Source organism: Rhizobium sp. SU303, from assembly GCF_021052345.1.
GTDB classification, from domain to species: Bacteria; Pseudomonadota; Alphaproteobacteria; order Rhizobiales; family Rhizobiaceae; genus Rhizobium; species Rhizobium laguerreae.
Genome location: NZ_CP088095.1, coordinates 53141 through 71983 on the forward strand (window position 1 = coordinate 53141; position 18843 = coordinate 71983).

The 18843-nt window shown below is 62.5% G+C and carries 19 protein-coding genes; 10 read left to right on the forward strand and 9 right to left on the reverse strand.

Annotation, left to right across the window (positions count from 1 at the left end):
• The first annotated feature begins 38 nt into the window (after positions 1-38).
• Positions 39-503 carry a PTS IIA-like nitrogen regulatory protein PtsN gene (ptsN, locus tag RlegSU303_RS00275; protein ID WP_017958735.1) on the forward strand — a complete coding sequence of 155 codons (465 nt, stop codon included), beginning with the start codon at positions 39-41 and terminating at the stop codon, positions 501-503.
• 72 nt (positions 504-575) lie between these two features.
• Here ptsN and RlegSU303_RS00280 read toward each other — a convergent pair whose 3' ends face one another.
• From RlegSU303_RS00280 to RlegSU303_RS00290, 3 genes are all read right to left on the reverse strand, one after another.
• Complete coding sequence (locus RlegSU303_RS00280; protein WP_026158482.1) at positions 576-2915, reverse strand: methyl-accepting chemotaxis protein; 2340 nt, start codon at positions 2913-2915, stop codon at positions 576-578.
• A 243-nt stretch (positions 2916-3158) separates the two neighbouring features.
• Complete coding sequence (locus RlegSU303_RS00285; protein WP_017958737.1) at positions 3159-4058, reverse strand: ribokinase; 900 nt, start codon at positions 4056-4058, stop codon at positions 3159-3161.
• Between the two features lie 80 nt (positions 4059-4138).
• Positions 4139-5365, reverse strand: a complete 1227-nt coding sequence (locus RlegSU303_RS00290; RefSeq protein WP_017958738.1) for a DNA recombination protein RmuC — start codon at positions 5363-5365, stop codon at positions 4139-4141.
• A gap of 206 nt (positions 5366-5571) precedes the next feature.
• On the opposite strand from RlegSU303_RS00290, the gene RlegSU303_RS00295 reads away from it, so the two are divergent.
• The 6 genes from RlegSU303_RS00295 (at position 5572) to truA (ending at position 10223) form a co-directional block, all read left to right on the forward strand.
• The gene (locus RlegSU303_RS00295) at positions 5572-7068 is read left to right on the forward strand and encodes a globin-coupled sensor protein (RefSeq protein WP_017958739.1); all 1497 of its coding nucleotides are present in this window, start codon (positions 5572-5574) and stop codon (positions 7066-7068) included.
• A gap of 97 nt (positions 7069-7165) precedes the next feature.
• Positions 7166-7681, forward strand: a complete 516-nt coding sequence (gene def, locus RlegSU303_RS00300) for a peptide deformylase (protein ID WP_026158483.1) — start codon at positions 7166-7168, stop codon at positions 7679-7681.
• Between the two features lie 64 nt (positions 7682-7745).
• Positions 7746-8030, forward strand: a complete 285-nt coding sequence (locus RlegSU303_RS00305) for a FitA-like ribbon-helix-helix domain-containing protein (RefSeq protein WP_017958741.1) — start codon at positions 7746-7748, stop codon at positions 8028-8030.
• Entirely contained in the window at positions 8027-8449 is a 423-nt protein-coding gene (locus RlegSU303_RS00310; RefSeq protein ID WP_017958742.1) for a type II toxin-antitoxin system VapC family toxin, read from the forward strand. The genes RlegSU303_RS00305 and RlegSU303_RS00310 overlap by 4 nt, the downstream gene beginning before the upstream one ends.
• Before the next feature lie 20 nt (positions 8450-8469).
• Entirely contained in the window at positions 8470-9405 is a 936-nt protein-coding gene (gene fmt, locus RlegSU303_RS00315) for a methionyl-tRNA formyltransferase (RefSeq protein ID WP_131719556.1), read from the forward strand.
• Positions 9405-10223, forward strand: a complete 819-nt coding sequence (gene truA / locus RlegSU303_RS00320) for a tRNA pseudouridine(38-40) synthase TruA (RefSeq protein WP_027666163.1) — start codon at positions 9405-9407, stop codon at positions 10221-10223. The genes fmt and truA overlap by 1 nt, the downstream gene beginning before the upstream one ends.
• A gap of 119 nt (positions 10224-10342) precedes the next feature.
• On the opposite strand, the gene RlegSU303_RS00325 is transcribed toward truA, so the two are convergent.
• From RlegSU303_RS00325 to dapD, 3 genes are all read right to left on the reverse strand, one after another.
• Complete coding sequence (locus RlegSU303_RS00325; protein ID WP_017958745.1) at positions 10343-10939, reverse strand: hypothetical protein; 597 nt, start codon at positions 10937-10939, stop codon at positions 10343-10345.
• A complete protein-coding gene (gene dapE / locus RlegSU303_RS00330; RefSeq protein WP_131707854.1) occupies positions 10926-12119 on the reverse strand; it encodes a succinyl-diaminopimelate desuccinylase in 1194 nt (397 codons plus the stop codon). The genes RlegSU303_RS00325 and dapE overlap by 14 nt, the downstream gene beginning before the upstream one ends.
• Positions 12120-12220: 101 nt before the next feature.
• Positions 12221-13081 (reverse strand): 2,3,4,5-tetrahydropyridine-2,6-dicarboxylate N-succinyltransferase, encoded by an 861-nt coding sequence (dapD, locus tag RlegSU303_RS00335; RefSeq protein WP_231283342.1) that lies wholly within the window; start codon positions 13079-13081, stop codon positions 12221-12223.
• A gap of 192 nt (positions 13082-13273) precedes the next feature.
• Between dapD and RlegSU303_RS00340 the strand changes: the two genes are divergently transcribed.
• Positions 13274-14140 (forward strand): LOG family protein, encoded by an 867-nt coding sequence (locus RlegSU303_RS00340; protein ID WP_017958748.1) that lies wholly within the window; start codon positions 13274-13276, stop codon positions 14138-14140.
• An 86-nt stretch (positions 14141-14226) separates the two neighbouring features.
• Here the strand turns inward: RlegSU303_RS00340 and RlegSU303_RS00345 are convergent, their stop codons facing one another.
• Both RlegSU303_RS00345 and RlegSU303_RS00350 read right to left on the reverse strand, forming a co-directional pair.
• On the reverse strand, positions 14227-14853 hold the full coding sequence (locus RlegSU303_RS00345) for an EF-hand domain-containing protein (RefSeq protein ID WP_017958749.1): 627 nt from the start codon (positions 14851-14853) through the stop codon (positions 14227-14229).
• 104 nt (positions 14854-14957) lie between these two features.
• On the reverse strand, positions 14958-15665 hold the full coding sequence (locus RlegSU303_RS00350) for a pyrimidine 5'-nucleotidase (protein WP_231283343.1): 708 nt from the start codon (positions 15663-15665) through the stop codon (positions 14958-14960).
• A gap of 102 nt (positions 15666-15767) precedes the next feature.
• On the opposite strand from RlegSU303_RS00350, the gene RlegSU303_RS00355 reads away from it, so the two are divergent.
• Both RlegSU303_RS00355 and RlegSU303_RS00360 read left to right on the forward strand, forming a co-directional pair.
• A complete protein-coding gene (locus RlegSU303_RS00355) occupies positions 15768-16844 on the forward strand; it encodes a bifunctional transcriptional activator/DNA repair enzyme AdaA (protein ID WP_231283344.1) in 1077 nt (358 codons plus the stop codon).
• Positions 16841-17611 (forward strand): isocitrate lyase/PEP mutase family protein, encoded by a 771-nt coding sequence (locus RlegSU303_RS00360; protein WP_131643991.1) that lies wholly within the window; start codon positions 16841-16843, stop codon positions 17609-17611. The genes RlegSU303_RS00355 and RlegSU303_RS00360 overlap by 4 nt, the downstream gene beginning before the upstream one ends.
• Positions 17612-17678: 67 nt before the next feature.
• Here the strand turns inward: RlegSU303_RS00360 and RlegSU303_RS00365 are convergent, their stop codons facing one another.
• The gene (locus RlegSU303_RS00365) at positions 17679-18827 is read right to left on the reverse strand and encodes an alpha-hydroxy acid oxidase (RefSeq protein WP_017958753.1); all 1149 of its coding nucleotides are present in this window, start codon (positions 18825-18827) and stop codon (positions 17679-17681) included.
• Positions 18828-18843 lie beyond the last annotated feature (16 nt).

The following is an 18843-nucleotide window of genomic DNA, read 5'->3' on the forward strand; positions in this document are numbered from 1 at the left end:
CTCCTTGCATTTGATCCCGGCGACAGAAGGAAAAAGAAATGGCATTGGCAGATTTGCTCCATCAGGATGCGATCATTCCCGCCCTCAGAGTAAATTCCAAGAAACAGTTGCTTCAGGAATTGGCTGCAAGAGCCGCCAGGATCACCGGGCTTTCCGAACGGGAGATCTTCGACGTCATCCTGCAGCGCGAACGCCTGGGCTCGACCGGCGTCGGCAACGGCATCGCCATTCCCCACGGCAAGCTGGGAAACATCCATTCGATCGTCGGCATCTTCGCCCGGCTGGAGCAGCCGGTCGATTTTGAGGCGCTGGACGACCAGCCGGTCGATCTCGTGTTCCTGCTGCTTGCGCCGGAGGGCGCGGGCGCCGATCATCTCAAGGCTCTGTCGCGTATCGCCCGCGTGCTGCGCGATCACGACCTGGTCGCCAAGCTGCGCGCCACCGATTCCGCCTCGGCGATCTACGCCTTCCTCAACGAAGAGCAGACGTCGAACGCTGCCTGAGTTGCATTATCCCCGAATGTGAAAAGGCGCCTGATATCCCAGGCGCCTTTTGCATTATGAGGGGCTGAACGATCAGAACTCTTCCCAGCTGTCCTGCGCCACGGCAGCGGATCCGCGCGACGGGGCAACGGGACGCCGGACTGCCGGGGCGCTCGCGCGAGGCGAAGGGGCTGAAGTCGCCGGTGCCCGCATCCTTTGCGCGACGGAGGCAAGGGCCGCGGCGTTGCCTGAACCCGAGACGTTGAAGCGCGTGGCGAGCGCCTTCAGTGTTTGTGCCTCGTCGTTGAGCGCGACGCTGGCAGCGGTCGCTTCCTCTACCATGGCCGCATTCTGCTGCGTCACCTGATCCATCTGGTTCATGGCCTGGTTGATTTCCTTCAGACCGACAGCCTGTTCGCTGGCCGATGCCGAGATCTGTCGGATGAGGTCGTTGATGCCCATGACCTGTTCGGCGATCTTGTGCAGCGTGCCGCCGGCGCGCCCGACGAGATCGACGCCCTCCTTGACCTGGACGGCCGAGCTGTTGATCAGCGTCTTGATCTCCTTGGCGGCATTGGCCGAACGCTGTGCGAGTTCACGCACCTCCTGGGCGACGACGGCAAAACCCTTGCCGGCTTCCCCGGCACGGGCCGCCTCGACGCCGGCATTCAGCGCAAGCAGGTTGGTCTGGAAGGCGATCTCGTCGATGACGCCGATGATCCGCGAAACCTCCGTCGAAGATTGTTCGATCCCCTGCATTGAGGCGATCGCCTTCTGCACCACTTCGCCGGACTTTTCGGCGTCCTGGCAGGCGAGGTTGACGTTGTCGGCCGCCGTGCGCGCATTCTCGGCGCTGGAATCGACCTGCGCAGTGAGTTCGTTGAGCGCGGCCGCCGTCTCTTCCAGGCTGGCAGCCTGCTGCTCGGTGCGCTTGGCGAGGTCGGAAGCGCTGTTGCTGATTTCACCCGTGCCGGAGCCGATATTGGCGACGCTGAGGTTCATCGTGTTGATGGTCTCTTCGAGGCTCGCGAGCGCGGCGTTGAAATCCTGCTTCAGCTTACCGTATTCGCCGGGGAACTCGTCGGTGATGCGGTGGCTGAGATTGCCCTGCGACAGTTCGGAAAGGCCGGCGCCGACGATCGAGACGATATGGCGCTGCAGCGACACCGATTCCTGGCGTTCCGATTCCGAACGGCTGCGCTCGGTCTCGGCCGCCTGTCTCTGGTCTGCGGCCTCGTCTTCGAGGCGGCGGCTGTCGGCGAGGGTGAAGCGGAAGCCTTCGAGCGCCTTGGCGACCGAACCGACTTCGTCGCTGCGGTCCTGGGCGGCGACCGGTTCGCCATATTGGCCGTCGCTCAGCGCCTTGACGCTGGCGACCAGCCCGCCGAGCGGCCGCTGCACGAAAGAGCGGATGGCGAAATAGAGCGCCAGCATGACGGCGCCAAGCACGATCAGCCCGTTGATGATCATCATATAGGTCTGGTCACGCACCGGCGCGTTGATCGCCGTGTGCGGCACGTCGACGAGCACCACCCAGGTGGCGTTGACGCCGGGAACCGCGAATGGATAGACGACACGATCGAAGGGATCGAGACCATCATAGGTGAGGTTCCTGACGAGGCCGGGCTGCTTGCTCGACAGCGCCGACTTGACGATGTCGGCGCCCTCGCCGTCATATTCCTTGGTCATCAGGTCGGGGATCGGTGCGACGATCCAGTTGCCGGCCTGCGACAGCAGCGTGACGCGGCCCGAACCGAAAGGATGCAGCGCCTGCAGCTTGTCGGTCAGCGACTTCAGCGAAATATCGACGCCGCCGACGCCGATCATCTTACCACCAGACATGACCGGATAGGCGATCGAGGTCAGCAGCGTCGGCACGTCGGTTCCTTCGGCCATATAGGGCGTGGTGATCGCGCCCTTGCCGCTGTCGGCGGCAAGCTTCCACCATGCGGCGGTATAGTCATTGTCGAAGGTCGAATATTGGATGCCGCCGTCCTTGGTCTTCGACCAGTAAGGCGTGAAGGCGCCGTTCTTGTTCGTGCCTTCGTCATTGTTGTTGGCGATCTCGGTGCTCTTGCCGTCAAGCGCGCCGAGCTGCTCGCAGAACCAGCTGCCGAAGGCGAAGGCATTCTGCTCGAGATTGGCCTTCAGCACGTTGATCATGCCCTTGCGATCGAGCGACTTGCCTTCATGGCCGCGGCCGATGACGCCCGACATGGTGCGCGCGGCGCTGGCGAGTTCGCCGACATTGGCGGCGATTTCATTGGCGATCGATTTTGCCTCGAGGTTGGCCTGATCCATCGTCAGCGTCTGGACGCGATCCCGGGTCTGGCCGATGAGGAAAAAGTTCGAAACGATGAGAACAAGCGCGATGGCGATGCCGGTGATGACGATGAGTTTCGCCGCAAGCGATTTCATACGAAAAATGAACATGGGGTCCTCGGGCAAGGATGCGCCGAACGGGCATTCTCCGGCGCAGGAGCAAAGGCTTCGCCCCGTCATGGAGCAGCCGCTTGGACGGCCGGATTCCAGAAAGTGGGAGGCGCCGGCGGCCATGAGGAACATCGCCGGAAAACTCTTAAATTTGAATGAAAACTCTATCGATCGGAGCCAGGAAAATCGCCGGAACGCCCTGAATTACAGGGCGTTCCGGCGCCGTTTCGCAAAGAGACGCGCCTATATCCTGTCTGCGACTTCCTCGCTCAGAGGGATCGACGGTTGTGCTCCGGCCTTGAGGCATGCGAGCGAACCGGCAACCGCCGCACGGCGCAGCGCCGAGACAAAATCGAGGCCGTCGTCGAGGCTGGCGGCGAAATAGCCGCAGAAAGTGTCTCCCGCGCCGACCGTATCGACAGGTTCGATCTTGAGGCCCTGCGCCCTTGAAATCGCCCCGTCACGAATGGCGATGACCCCGTCGGCGCCGAGCGTCACGATCAGCGTCTGGCCCGTCTCCGCATGCAGATGCACAAGGGCTGCCTCCCGTGCTTGTGCGTCCATGCCTTCCTGTCCGGCGAGCCGCTCGAATTCGGTCTCGTTGGCAATGACGATATCGGCGAGCCGGCCGAGACGCGGCGCATCGGGGATCAGCGGCGCGAGGTTGAGGATGCTGGTGACGCCCTTGGCGCGGGCCGCCGACAGCGCGCGTTCGACGGCAGCAGCCGGCACTTCAAGCTGCAGCATCAGGATATCGCCTTCGTTCATGCGGCCGATCGCCGTCTCGGCATTGGCAGGCGTGACCCGGCCATTGGCGCCGGGAACGACGGCAATCATGTTTTCGCCGTCGCCGCCGACAAGGATCAGCGCCGTGCCGGTGGGACCGTCGACATGGTTGACGAGAGAAAGATCGGTGCCTGCATCATCGAGCAGGGCCAGCGCCTCCGCAGCAAAGGCATCCTTGCCGACGGCGCCGGCCATATGCACATAGCGGCCGGCGCGCCGCGCTGCCAGCGCCTGGTTGGCGCCCTTGCCGCCGGCGGCCGTGGCAAAGCCGTTGCCGGCCACCGTCTCGCCGGGCTTCGGCAGGCGCTCGGTCGTGGCGATGAGATCCATGTTGATGGACCCGAAAACTGTGATCATGAATGTGTCCCGTCTTCCGGAGCATGCGGGCGAAATCATGCTCCTACTGTTTCATGCGGGCGCGACACTGCCCGAAGCGGTCACTCCTCGTCAACCACCCGCAGCTTCAGAAGACCGGTGCGGCTTTCCACCGATTTGGCCGCGGCTTCGCTGTCGCGGGCGGGCTTGGCATCGCCGCCGCCTGCCTCGAATTCCAGCGCTTCGATCCTGGCGCCGCGCTTGGTGAGCTTGTCGGCTGACGTGACCACCATGTCGATATCCTTCTGCGCCATGGCGAAATGGCCTTGCAGTTTGCGCACCCGCTCGTCGAGGCGGCTGAGGTCGTCCATCAGGATCGCCACCTCGCCCTGGATCAGATGCGCCTGCGCCCGCATGCGCTGGTCTTTGAGCACGGCCTGGATGACCTGGATCGACAGCATCAGCAGCGACGGTGAGACGATGACGATGCGTGCGCGGTGCGCCTTCTGCACCACCGGCTCGAAATGCTCGTGGATCTCGGCGAAGATCGATTCGGACGGCACGAAGAGAAAGGCCGTATCCTGGGTTTCCCCCTGGATCAGATATTTCTCGGAAATGTCCCTTATATGGACCTCCATGTCGCGGCGGAATTGCTGACCGGCGATCTTGCCGGCCTCGGGGGTGCCGGCGTCGCGGATCGCGTTCCAGGCTTCGAGCGGAAATTTTGCGTCGATCACCAGCGGCGGTGCGCCGTTCGGCATGCGAATCGTGCAGTCCGGCCGCGAACCGTTGGACAGCGTCTGCTGGAAGGCGTAGGCGCCCATCGGCAGGCCGTCGGCGACGATCGTTTCCATCCTGGACTGGCCGAAGGCGCCGCGCGTCTGCTTGTTGGACAGAATGGCCTGCAGCCCGACGACATCCCTCGCGAGCGTCTGGATATTGTTCTGCGCGGCATCAATGACCGCCAGCCGCTCCTGCAGCCGCTGCAGGTTCTCATGCGTCGATTTGGTCTGCTCGGTGATCGTCGAGCTGACGCGTTGCGACATGCCGTCGAGGCGTTGGCTGATCGTCTGGTTGAGTTCGCTCTGCCGCGCCCCGAAGACCTCGGTCATTGCCGCGATGCGGCCCTGCATCTCCGCCTGGATCTTCAAAAGCTCGGCCATGCGCGCTTCGTTTTCCTGAGCACGAAAGCTCGCTTCCTCCGCCTGCTCGCGGCGAAGGCTGACGCCGCGCAGCAGAAGCACGATCACCAGCAGGGCGAAGGCGGCGAGAACGCCGCCGACAAGCGCCAGCATGGCCGGGCTGATCGAGGAAAGGGCAAGGGCGAGCGATTCGGAATGGATGGTCATGTCGCAAGCATAACAGAAGAAATGGCGATATATAGATCAAAACGTGAACGGAATGAGCCGCCCTCAATATCCTTCCAAGCCATCGCTCTTCCTCGCCCGGGGAGAAGAAATCGCCGTCTCATTTAACGATTGCTCAACCATATTGGCCAAAACCTGCGGCGCAGAAATTCCTTCCCGCGCGCGTCGCGCCAAGTACAGAGATCTCCATGACCGCCCAGCAGACCGACAGTGCCCTTAGGCAGCGCCTCGATTTCATCGAACTGGATGAGGCAGCGCTCAAGTCGATGCGGGATCTGCGCCCTGTCATATCAGAGCTGATCGGCGGCGCCCTCGATAAATTCTACGCCAAGATCGCCAAGACCCCGGCTGTCGCAGGCTTTTTCGCCGATAAGAACCATGTCGGCCATGCCAAGAAGCGCCAGCAGGATCATTGGGCCAATCTTGCTGGCGGCGCGTTCGACGAGAGCTATGTCAACGGCGTGACCGCGGTCGGCCGGACGCACGCCCGCATCGGGCTGGAGCCGCGCTGGTATATTGGCGGTTACACCATCGTCATGTCCGAACTCGTCAAAGGCATCATGGAGAAGCAGTGGCCGTCGATCTTCGCGCGCCGAGAGGGCAAGGCATTGGCCGAGAAGCTGTCGGCCGTCATCAAATCAGGCATGCTCGACATGGATTATTCCATCTCGGTCTACCTCGATACGCTCGAGGCAAAACGCCGCGTCTTGGAGGAGCAGCGCGCCCAAGCCGAATCCGATCAGGCGATCGCGCTGGAGCAGCTGCGCCGCGGCCTGGAAGCGCTGTCGAACGGCGATCTCGAAGCCACCCTGCCATCCGACCTGCCGGGCAATTTCCGGCAGATGGCCGAGGATTACAACCGCGCCGTCAGGGCGCTAAGCCAGTCCTTCGCCTCCGTGCGCGAGACTTCGGGCCATATCATGAGCGGCGCCGATGTCATTTCCAATGCAACCAACGATCTGGCGCTACGCACTGCCCAGCAGGCGGCAGGCGTCGAGGAGAGCTCGGCCGCCCTGCAGCAACTGTCCGTCAGCGTCGGCCAGACGGCCGCCAATGCCGAGAAGGCGTCGGATGCCATGCGCGAGACGCAGCAGAAGGCGAAGAACTCCGGCGAACTCGTCACCAGCGCCGTCTCGGCGATGGCCGGCATCGAGAAATCCTCGACCGGGATCTCCAAGATCATCGGCGTCATCGATGAGATCGCCTTTCAGACCAATCTGCTGGCGCTCAACGCCGGCGTCGAGGCGGCCCGTGCCGGCGATGCCGGCAAGGGTTTTGCCGTCGTCGCCCAGGAAGTCCGCCAGCTCGCCCAGCGCACCGCGGAAGCGGCCAAGGAGATCAAGAACCTGATCTCGCAGAGCTCGACCCAGGTCAATCAGGGCGTCAGCATCGTCTCCAGCACCGGTGAGGCGCTGAACGACATGATCAGCCGCATCGATATCATCAACCGTTTCGTCGCCGATATCGCCGCCGCTGCCCGCGATCAGGCGACCGGGGTCAACGAGGTCAGCCTCGCCGTCCGCAACATGGGTGCGATCACCCAGCAGAATTCAGACATGGTCGAGCAATCCTCGGCGGAAACCCGCCGGCTCAAGGACGAGGTGGAGACGCTGATCGAGCTGCTGCGGCGTTTCCGCGCCCGACCGGAGGGCCGCTCCGCCGGTGCTGCTCGACGGGCTGCCTGAGGCCAATATGGCAAAATTCCAGACGGGGATGCAAAAAAGCGTATTCCCCGCCTACCGGATAATTCCATAGTCGGAAAAGATGGGTTATGGGAACGCCATGACCATCAAGCCACTCATCATTCTTCCCGATCCCGTTCTCCGCCAGCTGTCCAAGCCGATCGAGCGGGTGGATTCCGACCTGCAGCGTCTTGCCGACGATATGCTGGAAACCATGTACGACGCGCCGGGCATTGGCCTTGCCGCGATCCAGATCGGCGTGCCGCGCCGCATGCTCGTCATCGACATTTCGCGCGAGGGCGAAGAAAGGCAGCCGCAGGTCTTCATCAATCCGGAGGTCCTCACATCCTCCGACGAGCGCTCCGTCTATGAGGAAGGCTGCCTTTCGATTCCGGATTATTATGCCGAGGTCGAGCGCCCGGCCACTGTCTCGGTCAAGTATCTCGACCGGAACGGCAAGGAACAGACGGTGGAAGCCGATGGCCTGCTCGCCACCTGCCTGCAGCACGAGATCGACCACCTGAACGGCGTGCTCTTCATCGATTACATTTCGCGGCTGAAGCGGGAGATGGTGATCAAGAAGTTCACCAAGGCGGCGAAGTCCAAGGCGCTCTGACGCTGCGTTGAAAATTCATCGGCGAGATACTATGATATCACTGATATCATAGTGGAGGTGCCGAATGGGTGATTTTCTGATCAGAAACATTTCCGAAGCATTGAAGCGAGACATTGCGCAATCGGCGCAGCGGAGCGGAAACAGCCTTTCGGACGAGGCCAAGGAGCTTTTGCGGGAAGCGCTGAAAAGAAAAACCGAAGCAAAGCCAGAGACTTTGTCGGCGTATGACGCAATACGCGCCGCTTTCGTCAGCGAAAATGCAGTCGACGATGAATTTGCTGCAATCATGGACGAAATCGAGGCCGCGCGGAAAAAAGATTTCGGCCGTCCGTTCGAGGATTTCGAATGATCGTTCTCGATACGAATGTGATTTCCGAGTTTGCCAGGCCAATGCCGAATGAAAAGGTGAAGGCTTGGATATTGCGGCAGGATGGCACGAGAATCTGGCTTTGCACGGTTGGTTTGATGGAGCAGATTTACGGAGCCGAAAGGGTTTTCTTGAAGACAGGATCGGACCGCTTCTTTCGCGCGATCGAGAATTTGGTGAAAGGCCAGTTTCGCGATCGTATCGCCGGCTGGGATTTGGAAACGGCCATGGCAACCGGTCGTTTGCGGGCGAAACGCGAAAGCATGGGGCGGCCGATTTCGGTCCAGGATGCTATGATTGCCGCCATCTGCCTTGCAAACGGCGCAACGCTTGCGACCCGCAATACCCGAGATTTCGAGGGGCTTGATCTCAAGCTCGTAAACCCGTTTGAAGACGGTTGATCCTCAATTGGCGAGATAAAATGTCTCTTCGCATCATCTTCATGGGAACCCCGGAGTTCTCGGTTCCGACCCTGCGCCTGCTCGTCGATGCCGGTCACGGGATCGTTGCGGTTTATACGCAGCCGCCACGGCCGGGCGGGCGGCGCGGCCTCGATCTGCAGAAATCGCCGGTGCATCAGGCGGCCGAACTGCTCGGCCTGCCTGTCTTCACCCCGGTCAATTTCAAGGACCCCGAGGAGCGCGAGAGGTTTCGGGACCTGAATGCCGATGTCGGCGTCGTCGTTGCCTACGGACTGTTGCTGCCGGAAGCGATTTTGAACGGCACAAGGGATGGCTGCTACAACGGCCATGCCTCGCTTCTGCCACGCTGGCGGGGTGCGGCTCCCATCCAGCGGGCGATCATGGCCGGCGACGCAAAGACCGGCATGATGGTGATGAAGATGGACAAGGGTCTGGATACCGGCGCGGTCGCGCTGACCCGCGAAGTAGAGATCGGCCCGAACATGACGGCTGGCGAGCTGCACGACCGGCTGATGCAGGTCGGCGCCAAGGCGATGGCGGAAGCCATGGTGAAACTCGAAATGAACGACCTGCCGCTGACGCCGCAGCCGGAAGACGGCGTGCTCTATGCTGCCAAGATCGACAAGGCCGAGACGCGCATCGATTTTTCCAGGGATGCCAGCGACGTGCACAATCACATCCGTGGCCTGGCGCCGTTTCCGGGTGCCTGGTTCGCGCTCGAAATCGGCGGCAAGCCGGAGCGGGTGAAGGTGCTGGCGTCCGAACTGGCTGAAGGGCAGGGTGCTGCCGGGCAATTGCTGACGGATGATCTCGTGGTCGCTTGCGGCTCGGGCGCCGTGCGGCTGACCAGGCTGCAGAAGGCCGGCGGCAAGCCGCTGGCGGCGGCCGATTTCCTCAGGGGCACGCCGCTTGCGGCGGGCACGAGGCTTTCCTGATGCCGCGTTTCCGCATGACCGTCGAATATGACGGCGGCCCCTATGTCGGCTGGCAGCGGCAGGAGAACGGCCCCTCGGTGCAGGGCGCGATCGAGGCGGCGGTGCTGTCGCTGACCGGCGAGACCGTGTCGGTTCGCGGCGCCGGACGCACCGATTCCGGCGTCCACGCCATGGGGCAGGTGATCCATGCCGATCTTTCGAAGGACTGGTCGCCCTACCAGCTGCAGAATGCCTTGAACGCGCATCTGAGGCTTGCCGGCGAGCGCGTCTCCATACTCGACGTCGAGGCGGCGCCCGAGTTCTTCGATGCGCGCTTTTCGGCGCTGCGGCGCCATTACCTCTATCGCATCGTCAGCCGCCGGGCGCCGCTGGCGCTCGAAGCCGGCAAGGCCTGGTGGGTGCCGAAGGTGCTCGATCACGAGGTCATGCATGCCGCCGCCCAGAGGCTGGTCGGCCGGCACGATTTCTCCACCTTCCGCGCCGCCCATTGCCAGGCAAACAGTCCGGTCCGCACGCTCGACCGGCTGGATGTGACGCGCAACGGCGAGCTGATCGAGATCCGCGCTACGGCGCAGAGTTTTCTCCATAACCAGATCCGTTCCTTCGCCGGCACGCTGAAGCTTGCCGGCGAAGGCAAATGGACACCTGATGATGTCGAGGCGGCGCTTGAAGCGCGCGACCGCAAGGCCTGCGGCCCGGTGGCGCCGCCGGACGGGCTCTATTTCATGCAGGTGGATTATCCCGAGGTGATCCCCGATCGCCGAAGGCCGGTCACCGATGCCGATGCCAATGACGAGGATGCTGATGATCCCTCGTAAGCTTGCCTAGAACAGGATGATTTTAGGCCGGGTCGGCCTAAAATCTGAATCCTGTTCTAAATTAAAGAATTAGAGCATGATGTCGCCCGAAAACCGCTCACACTTTTCGGCATCATGCTCTAGGCGGGATAGATGCCGAGGAAGTGCTGCAGATATTCCGAAAGGATCATCGACGGCACGAGCAGCACCAGTGTCAGCGCCCCGGTCATCAGCGCATGGCCATGGCAGATCATCCGGAGAATGCGCGCCAGCACGAAGACCTGCGCCAGCATGAAGGCGAGCAGCAGCAGCGAGACGAGGCCGACGGATCCGGGCAGGAAGAACACCAGCGCCAGCAGCAGCCCGTTGATATAGGAAAGCGGCACGCCGAGCCAGTTGACGCTGACGACGACCGGGGCGAAGCGCTCGCCCATGCGGAAGGCAAGCAGCAGCAACCCGGCAAAGATCAGCGGCACGAACCAGTTGGCGACCTCAACGAGGCCGAGCCTGATATAGAAAGGAAGATCGACATCGGCTTCCGGCGGCATCGCCCGCAGGAAGGCCTGTCGCCACCAGAGCCAGGAAATGCCCATCGGCGGCAGGCACCAGAGCATCGCCCAGAACGAACGGTTGACGCCGCGCTCGGACATGTCGAGGTAGCGGAAGCCACGCGGATCCAGCCGGATCAGCAGCCAGAGGCCGGCCAAATAGTACTGAACCTCCCTAAAGCCCGGCATTGGCGAACCAGCGGGCGATGAAGGTTTCGTAGATCGCCGTCAGCGTCTCCAGATCGGCGACAGCGACGCGCTCATCGACCATGTGCATCGTTTGGCCGACGAGGCCGAACTCGACGACCGGGCAATAATCCTTGATGAAGCGCGCATCCGATGTGCCACCGGTGGTCGAAAGCCGCGGCGACTGGCCGGAAGCGCTTTCGACGGCTGAAGACAGCGAGGCGATCAGCGCATTGTTGCGCGTCAGGAAGACATGGCTCGGCCGATCGGCCCAGACGATATCATAGGCCACCGGTTCGCGGCCCGGCCGCAACGCGCCGTTGCCTGCGGCGGCGTCGAGACGGCGCAGGATTTCGGCACGCAGCGTTTCGACCGTCCAGCTGTCGTTGAAGCGAATGTTGAAGCTTGCCGATGCCTTGGCCGGAATGACATTGGTCGCCGGATTGCCGACATCGACCGTGGTCACTTCGAGGTTCGACGGCTGGAAATCGTCGGTGCCGCCGTCAAACGGCGGGTCCATCAGCGCCTGCGTCAGTTGCAGCATGCCGCGCACCGGATTGTCGGCAAGATGCGGATAGGCGGCATGGCCCTGGACGCCGCGAACGGTGATTTTACCCGACAGCGAGCCGCGCCGGCCGATCTTGATCATGTCGCCGAGCCTGTCCGGATTGGTCGGCTCGCCGACAAGGCAGGCATCCCAGCGCTCGCCGCGCTCGGCCGCCCATTGCAGCAACTTGATCGTGCCGTTGATCGCCGGGCCTTCTTCGTCGCCGGTGATAAGAAAGGAGATCGAGCCCTTGGGCGGCCCGTTTTTCTCGATATGGCGGGCGACGGCGGCGACGAAACAGGCGATGCCGCCCTTCATGTCGACGGCGCCGCGGCCGAAAAGCTCGCCCTTCGAAATCTGGGCCTCAAAGGGCGGATGCGTCCAAGCGGCTTCGTCGCCGACCGGCACGACATCGGTATGCCCGGCAAACATCAGATGCGGACCGTCCTTGCCGAGGCGGGCATAGAGGTTTTCGATGTCGGGTGTTCCCTCTTCGCTCGCCTTCACCCTGTCGACCGTAAAGCCGAGCGGCGCAAGCATCGCCTCCAGCGCCGTGAGCGCGCCGCCTTCGGCGGGCGTCACGGACGGGCAGCGAATCAGCGTCTGAAGATTGGCGACGGGGTCGGTAGCGGTCATGGCGGTCGAACTATCCGGCGGGAATGGCAAAGACATGGCAAGGCGGGGCCGCCTCGCGTAAAAAGACGCCGTCTGTTTACCGGATCAATGTCCCGGTGTCATCAATCTCTGAGCAGCTCGTTGATGCCGGTCTTCGAGCGGGTCTTTTCATCGACGCGCTTGACGATGACAGCGCAGTAGAGATGCGGCGCCGGCTGGCCGTTGCCCATCGTCGCATTGCCCGACGGCATCGAGCCGGCGACGACGACGGAATAAGGCGGCACTTCGCCGTAGCTCACCTCGCCGGTGGCGCGATCGACGATCTTGGTCGACTTGCCGATAAAGACGCCCATGCCGAGCACCGAGCCCTCGCGGATGATGCAGCCTTCGACCACCTCGGAACGGGCGCCGATGAAGCAATTGTCCTCGATGATTGTCGGGCCGGCCTGCATCGGCTCCAACACGCCGCCGATGCCGACGCCGCCGGAGAGATGCACATGTTTGCCGATCTGCGCGCAGGAGCCGACCGTTGCCCAGGTATCGACCATCGTGCCTTCGCCGACATAGGCGCCGAGGTTGACGAAGGAAGGCATCAGGATGGCGTTCGGCGCGATATAGGCCGAACGGCGCACGACGCAATTCGGCACGGCGCGGAAGCCGGCGGCGCGGAACTGGTTCTCGCCCCAGTTCTCGAATTTCGAGGGCACCTTGTCCCACCAGGTGGAATTGTCCGAGCCGCCCTTCACCACGTCCATGTCGTTGAGGCGGAAGGACAGCAGCACGGCCTTCTTCAGCCATTGATTGACCGTCCAGGCGCCGTCGGCGCCGCGTTCGGCGACACGGGCCTTGCCGGCATCGAGCAGATCGAGCGCTGCTTCGACGGCATCGCGAACCTCGCCCTTCGTCGACGTGTTCACATTGTCGCGATTGTCGAAGGCGGCTTCGATGATCTTTTCGAGGGATGCGAGGTCGGTGGCGCTCATGAGAATTCCTTAAACTTCGATCTTTATCGTGGAGACGGCGGGGTCTCCGGAATGCGGTTGGCGGGGTGTATCCTGCTCTACAGCATGAAGCCGTAGAACGGAATGATTTTTCCGACAAGATCATATCTGGATTCAAGGCGTTATAGCGACATATCCGGCTTCGTAGCCGGCACTACTGAAAGGCATTTCGACATGGCAAAGGGACGAAACGGCGGTTCGCGGCGCAAGGACGGCGTATGGGACCCGCTGAAGAGCAGCTCGACCGACAGGCAGCGCGCCGAAGCCGTGCCGAAGACGCCGCAGACGATGTCGCCTGCCTACCGCCTTGCCTATGTCGACGAGGATTTTCTCTGCCGCGAGGAGTTACGGCCGATCCGGCTGCAGCTGGAGCTGTTGAAGACGGAGATGATGCTGACCGAACGCGGCATCAAGTCGACCGTCGTCATGTTCGGCGGCGCCCGCATTCCCGCCCCCGGCCAGAGCGCCTGGGCAGCCCGCAACGATATCCAGCGCGTCAACCTGGAGGCGGCTTCCGTCTATTATGACGAGGCGCGAAAATTCGCCCGGCTCTGCTCGAAATATTCGGCCACCTTCAATTTCCACGAATATGTCATCGTCACCGGCGGCGGCCCCGGCGTGATGGAGGCCGGCAATCGCGGCGCGGCCGACGAGGGCGCGCCTTCGATCGGCCTCAACATCGTGCTGCCGCACGAGCAGGCGCCGAACGCCTATGTGACGCCGGAGCTCAGCTTCAACTTCCACTATTTCGCCATCCGCAAGATGCACTTCATGGTGCGCGCCAAGGCGATCGCCGTCTTTCCCGGCGGCTTCGGCACGCTCGACGAATTCTTCGAATGCCTGACGCTGATCCAGACCGGCCGCATGGAGCGCCTGCCGCTGATCCTTTTCGGGGAGGCGTTCTGGCGGAGCATCATCAATTTCGACGCATTGGCCGAATTCGGCACGATTGCGCCCGAGGACGTCAAGCTGATCAGCTTCGTCGATACGGCCGAAGAGGCGTGGAAGATCGTCCAGAATTTCTACGAACACCGCGAATAGGAGCCAGAACGCGGCGTTTCGACGAATCTCCCACTCTTTCCCCGCCGGAGCAGGGAAAGAGTGGGGATACATCGGCTCGTCTGGCCTTACAAAAGCGGCCGGTCCGGCATGTCGTCGATCGAGATGACGCCATCCTTGTTGCGGTCCATCCGCGCAAACAGCTTGTCGAAGGCGGCTGTGGCTTCCTGTTTGGAAATCTGGCCGTTCTGGTCGGTGTCGATCCGCTGCATCATGATCGAGGCGCGCATGATGTTGCCGCCATGGCGCATCCAGCGATGCCCGTCACGACCATCGTGACCTTCGCGCGGCAGCCGTCCCTGGTCGTTATTGTCTGCCGTCGCGGCTGCGGCGTTCGCATCCTTGTTTTCGCCGGTCTCCTGCTTGCGCTGGCCTCGCATCGCCTGCATCTGCGTTTTCCGGTACTCACGGATTTCGCCCGGGGTCAGCGAGCCATCCTTGTTGGTATCGATGGCGGCGAAGATCTTGTCGAGGCCGGCGGTCACCTCGTCCTTGGAGACCTGTCCATCCTTGTTCGTATCGAATTGCTTCAGCATGCGGACATAGGTGATTTCGCGGAAGGCAGCAGGCCCCGGACCGTGCCTGCCGGGGTGCTGACGCGGCCCGTCACCGGGTGCGGCAAAGCCTGCCCCGGCGGCTGCGCCGAAGATGAGGGTGGAGGAAAGCGCTGCCAGTATCAGCTTGTTGCGGAACATCGTGTTTGCCTTTCGTAAGGTGTCCCCTCACGAAAGAAGCTATGGCAGCAGGCCCGAAAGACCCAGTTAAACATCGGTAAGCTGAATGAAAACTTCGTAATGCTTCAGCCGGTAATCTTGCCGAGGAAGGCGGCGAGATCGTCGGTGACGAAATCGATATGATCCTCCTCGCCGCTGGTCTTTTCCCACCATTCGACGACCGTCTCTTCCAGATTGCGCGGCACCAGCAGCACGGTCTGCATGCCGAGCGCCTTCGGCACCGTCAGGTTGCGCGGCAGATCCTCGAACATAGCCGCCTTGGTGGTTTCGACCCGCTTCAGCGCCGTGAATTTGTCGTAGGTCGCCTGCGCCGGTTTCGGCACGTAGTCGGCGGCGACGATATCGAAGATATCGTCGAAATGCTCGAGAATGCCGAGCGCCTCCGCCGTCATCTCGGCATGCTTGACGCTGCCATTGGTGAAGATGAACTTGCGCCCCGGCAGCGCCTTGATCGCCTCGCCGAGTTCCGGCTGCGGCGTCAGCGCCGTGTAATCGATCGCATGCGCCTTTTCGAGGAAGTCGTTCGGGTCGACGCCGTGGTGGATCATCAGGCCCTGTAGCGTCGTGCCATGCTCGAGGTAATATTGCTTCTGCAGCTTGCGCGCCTCTTCCCGCTCCATCTGCAAGAGTGCCGCAACATAGGCGGTCATGTTCTTGTCGATCTGCGCGAAGAGATTGACATGATGCGGATAGAGCGTGTTGTCGAGGTCGAAGACCCAGTCTGTGACGTGCTGGAAATCGGCTTTATCAGGCGTGCGGTCGATCTTGGTCATGGCGGTCTTATGGCACGGCTTATCCGCCAAGGAAATCGACAAGAAAGAATAGACGCCCGATTTTCGGCGGACGGCGCAGGCACGGAATGCTAGAAAGCGGTCATGCTTTTCGAACGCCCCGATGACGATACGCTCTATGACGCCCTGATCGCACGCAGTGCCGATTATGAGGGCCAGGCCTATGTTTGCGTCAAGACGACAGGCATCTTCTGCCGCCTGACCTGCCCGGCGCGCAAGCCGAAGCGGGAAAACACGCTCTTTTTCGATACGATCGCCGCCTGCATGCATTCGGGCTTCCGCCCTTGCCAGCGCTGCAGACCGCTGGAGCAGCCGGGCAGGGAGCCGATCGTCGACGAGCTGCTTGCCGCATTGGACCGTGAGCCGCAGCTGCGCTGGACCGAGGATGAGCTCGTGCGCCGCGGCCATGATCCCTCGACCGTGCGCCGCGCCTTCAAACGCGGGCTCGGTGTGACCTTCCACGATATCGTCCGCTATCGCCGGCTGGGCGAGGCGGCCCGGCAACTGGCCGATGGCGCGCGCGTCATCGATGCGCAGCTCGATGCGGGATATGACTCCCCAAGCGGTTTCCGGGCGGCTTTCCAGCGGCTGGTCGGCAAGGCGCCGGCGTTGTCGCAGAACCGCGAGCTGCTCTTTGCCGACTGGTTCGACACGCCGCTGGGGCCGATGATAGCCGTTGCAGACCAGATGCATCTGCATCTTCTCGAATTCCACGACCGTAAGGCGCTGCCGACCGAGCTCGAGGCGCTGCAGAAGCGCGTCCGCTCGTCGGTCGCGATCGGCCGCACTCCTGCTATCGATCAGATCGAGGCGGAGATCCGGGACTATTTCGAAGGGCGGCTCGCCGTCTTCAAGACGCCGTTGGCGCTCGGCGGCACACCTTTCGAAAAACATGTCTGGGCAAAGCTCATGGAGATTCCCGCCGGCCAGACGCGCGCCTATGGCGATCTTGCAAGGGAGATGGAAAGGCCGGAAGTCGTGCGTGCCGTCGGCCGCGCCAATGGCGCCAACCAGCTTGCCATCATCGTGCCCTGCCATCGCATCCTCGGCGCGGATGGTTCGTTGACCGGCTACGGCGGCGGGCTCTGGCGCAAGCAATGGCTGCTGCGGCATGAACAGAAGATCAGAGCACAAGCACCCAACATGGAGGAGACGGCATGAGTCAGACTGAAAAGGCCAAGGCATTCGGTGCATTGCATCGCAAGGGCGACCCGGTTGTTCTCTACAATATCTGGGATGCCGGGACGGCCAAGGCCGTCGCCGATGGCGGCGCCAAGGCGCTTGCGACGGGAAGCTGGTCGGTGGCCGCTGCCCATGGTTATGCCGACGGCGAAAAACTGCCGATGTCGGTGCTGGTCGACACGGCGAAATCCATCACCGCTGCCGTCGACCTGCCGCTTTCGGTCGATTTCGAAGGCGCCTATTCGGCCGAGGCTGAAGGTGCGGCCGCCAACGTTGCCAAGCTGGTGGAGGTCGGCGCTATCGGCATCAATTTCGAGGATCAGGTGGTCGACGGCGATGGCCTCTATCCGGTGGAAAGGCAGGCGGCCCGCATCAGTGCCATTCGCGAGATGGCGGAAGGTAAGGGCGTCCCCTTCTTCATCAACGCTCGCACCGATCTCTTCCTGGCCGAGAGCGATCTTTCCAAACATGCCGGTCTGGTGGACGAGGCGATCGAGCGCGGCAAAGCCTATGCGGCCGCCGGCGGCAGCGGCTTCTTCGTTCCCGGCTTGATCGATCCCGCCTTGATCGAGAAGATCTGCGCGGCATCGCCGTTGCCGGTCAACATCATGATGCGGACAGGCGCCCCGGATGTGAAGACGCTGGCCAGGCTCGGCGTCGGCCGCGTCAGTTATGGGCCAGGGCCTTACCGGTCGATGATGGAAAAGCTGAAACAGGAGGCGGCGGCGATTTACAGCCTGCTCTGACGTCGAATGCCCGAGGGCCGCAGGTCTGCTGCGACAATCTGCGGCCCGCAATGAAATCTCGTTCCGCTCAGGAACGGAAGCGCAGATTTCGCCGCGTCAGCTGGCTGACCGAGGTGCAGCCCATCAGCTTCATGCCGCGCTCGATCTCGGTGCGCATCGTCTCCAGCGCCCGTTCGACGCCGGGCTGTCCGGCAGCCGCAAGCGGGAAGAGATAGTAGCGCCCGAGCCCGACGGCTTTCGCCCCCAGCGACAATGCTTTGAGAACATGCGTTCCCCGCTGCACGCCGCCATCCATCATCACGTCGATCCGGTCGCCCACCGCGTCGACGATCTCGGCCAGCTGGTCGAATGCGCTGCGCGAGCCGTCGAGCTGGCGCCCGCCATGATTGGAAAGCACGATGCCGCTGCAGCCGATCTCGGCCGCGTGCTTGGCGTCTTCCACCGACATGATGCCCTTAAGACAGAATGGCCCGCCCCATTCGCGCACCATCTCCGCCACGTCGTCCCACGACATCGAGGGGTCCAGCATCTCGGTGAAGTATCGGCTGATCGACAGCGCGCCGCCATCCATCTTGACGTGGTTTTCGAGCTGCGGCAGCCGGAAGCGCTCGTGTGTCAGCCAGTCGATCGCCCAGGAAGGCTTGATCGCGAACTGGGTCATGCCGGCAAGATTGAGCTTGAAGGGAATGGCAAAGCCCGTGCGCTTGTCGCGCTCGCGGTTGCCGCCGGTGATGCTGTCGACCGTCAGCATCATCGCCTGCACGCCGGCATTTTTCGCTCGCGCCATCATCTCGCGGTTGAGGCCGCGGTCCTTGTGGAAATAGAATTGATAGACCTGCGGCCCGTTGCTGATCTGTCTGGCTTCCTCCAGGCTGATCGTGCCGAGCGAGGAGACGCCGAACATCGTGCCGTGTTTTGCCGCCGCCGCCGCGACCGCCCGCTCCCCCTGGTGGTGGAAAAGGCGCTGCAACGCGGTCGGTGAGCAATAGACCGGCATTGCGAGCTTCTGCCCCATGACGGTCACCGACATATCGACATCGGCCACACCGCGCAAAACGTCGGGCACCAGATCGCAAGCCTCGAAGGCCGCCGTATTGCGCCGGTACGTCACCTCGTCATCGGCGCCGCCGTCTATGTAGTCGAATATCGGCCCGGGAAGACGCCGTTTGGCCATGCGCCGGAAATCGTGAAAATTATAGCAGTCTGTCAGGCGCATTTCGTTCCTCGATACC

Coding starts and splice junctions, on each gene's coding strand:
- ptsN (WP_017958735.1), top strand. CDS start 39: ATGGCATTGGCAGATTTGCTCCATCAGGATGCGATCATTCCCGCCCTC.
- RlegSU303_RS00280 (WP_026158482.1), bottom strand. CDS start 2,915: ATGTTCATTTTTCGTATGAAATCGCTTGCGGCGAAACTCATCGTCATC.
- RlegSU303_RS00285 (WP_017958737.1), bottom strand. CDS start 4,058: ATGATCACAGTTTTCGGGTCCATCAACATGGATCTCATCGCCACGACC.
- RlegSU303_RS00290 (WP_017958738.1), bottom strand. CDS start 5,365: ATGACCATCCATTCCGAATCGCTCGCCCTTGCCCTTTCCTCGATCAGC.
- RlegSU303_RS00295 (WP_017958739.1), top strand. CDS start 5,572: ATGACCGCCCAGCAGACCGACAGTGCCCTTAGGCAGCGCCTCGATTTC.
- def (WP_026158483.1), top strand. CDS start 7,166: ATGACCATCAAGCCACTCATCATTCTTCCCGATCCCGTTCTCCGCCAG.
- RlegSU303_RS00305 (WP_017958741.1), top strand. CDS start 7,746: ATGGGTGATTTTCTGATCAGAAACATTTCCGAAGCATTGAAGCGAGAC.
- RlegSU303_RS00310 (WP_017958742.1), top strand. CDS start 8,027: ATGATCGTTCTCGATACGAATGTGATTTCCGAGTTTGCCAGGCCAATG.
- fmt (WP_131719556.1), top strand. CDS start 8,470: ATGTCTCTTCGCATCATCTTCATGGGAACCCCGGAGTTCTCGGTTCCG.
- truA (WP_027666163.1), top strand. CDS start 9,405: ATGCCGCGTTTCCGCATGACCGTCGAATATGACGGCGGCCCCTATGTC.
- RlegSU303_RS00325 (WP_017958745.1), bottom strand. CDS start 10,939: ATGCCGGGCTTTAGGGAGGTTCAGTACTATTTGGCCGGCCTCTGGCTG.
- dapE (WP_131707854.1), bottom strand. CDS start 12,119: ATGACCGCTACCGACCCCGTCGCCAATCTTCAGACGCTGATTCGCTGC.
- dapD (WP_231283342.1), bottom strand. CDS start 13,081: ATGAGCGCCACCGACCTCGCATCCCTCGAAAAGATCATCGAAGCCGCC.
- RlegSU303_RS00340 (WP_017958748.1), top strand. CDS start 13,274: ATGGCAAAGGGACGAAACGGCGGTTCGCGGCGCAAGGACGGCGTATGG.
- RlegSU303_RS00345 (WP_017958749.1), bottom strand. CDS start 14,853: ATGTTCCGCAACAAGCTGATACTGGCAGCGCTTTCCTCCACCCTCATC.
- RlegSU303_RS00350 (WP_231283343.1), bottom strand. CDS start 15,665: ATGACCAAGATCGACCGCACGCCTGATAAAGCCGATTTCCAGCACGTC.
- RlegSU303_RS00355 (WP_231283344.1), top strand. CDS start 15,768: ATGCTTTTCGAACGCCCCGATGACGATACGCTCTATGACGCCCTGATC.
- RlegSU303_RS00360 (WP_131643991.1), top strand. CDS start 16,841: ATGAGTCAGACTGAAAAGGCCAAGGCATTCGGTGCATTGCATCGCAAG.
- RlegSU303_RS00365 (WP_017958753.1), bottom strand. CDS start 18,827: ATGCGCCTGACAGACTGCTATAATTTTCACGATTTCCGGCGCATGGCC.